This window comes from Flavobacterium suaedae (assembly GCF_014642915.1).
GTDB lineage: Bacteria > Bacteroidota > Bacteroidia > Flavobacteriales > Flavobacteriaceae > Flavobacterium > Flavobacterium suaedae.
This window is the reverse complement of record NZ_BMJE01000023.1, coordinates 1-583: the sequence shown is the minus strand read 5'-3', so window position 1 is coordinate 583 and position 583 is coordinate 1. Positions and strand designations below refer to the sequence as shown.

The 583-nt window shown below is 46.0% G+C and carries 1 protein-coding gene; it reads right to left on the bottom strand.

Features of this window, described 5'->3' with window-relative positions; genetic code table 11:
• Positions 1-154 precede the first annotated feature (154 nt).
• The coding region (locus IEW45_RS14950) for a RuBisCO small subunit-like domain-containing protein (RefSeq protein ID WP_229665967.1) at positions 155-583 on the bottom strand (429 nt) is incomplete at its 5' end.

Genomic DNA, 583 nt, shown 5'->3' with positions numbered 1-583 from the left:
GTTCTCATCCATTAATTTCCATTGAAGTCCGAAAACAGAAACCAAAAATACAGGATGATGAAATCTCAAAAAGCAAAAACAAATGGGAATGTAGTTTAAGTACAAACAAACAAAGTGGGGTGGCGGCTACAAATGCTTTGCAAATTTTTCACACTTAGAAGCCTGGGGGCTTGTAGGCGATGAAGCTGATGCACTGCACTTGGCGAACGTTGTCGAATCCGATGATACGGATGAAGCCGTTGGGGTATGCAGTCTTAGCCTCTTGAAGCTCCTTCAACACCTGAGAAGCATCAGTGCAACCAAACATAGGCAGCTTCCACATGGTCCAGTAGCGTCCATCGTAGTATCCTGGTGACCTGTTGTGCTCACGGTACACGAAACCGTGCTCCAACTCGAATTCCAAGCAAGGAATCCATCCCTTCCTAAGAAGGTATTCTACTTCCTTTGCCAATTGTGCATCATCAAGGTCTGGCAGGTAGGAAAGAGTCTCAAACTTCTTCTTGCCAACTGGTGGCCACACCTGCATGCATTGCACTCTTCCACCGTTGCTAGCAATGGAGGTAATGTCATTGTTGGTCTTCCT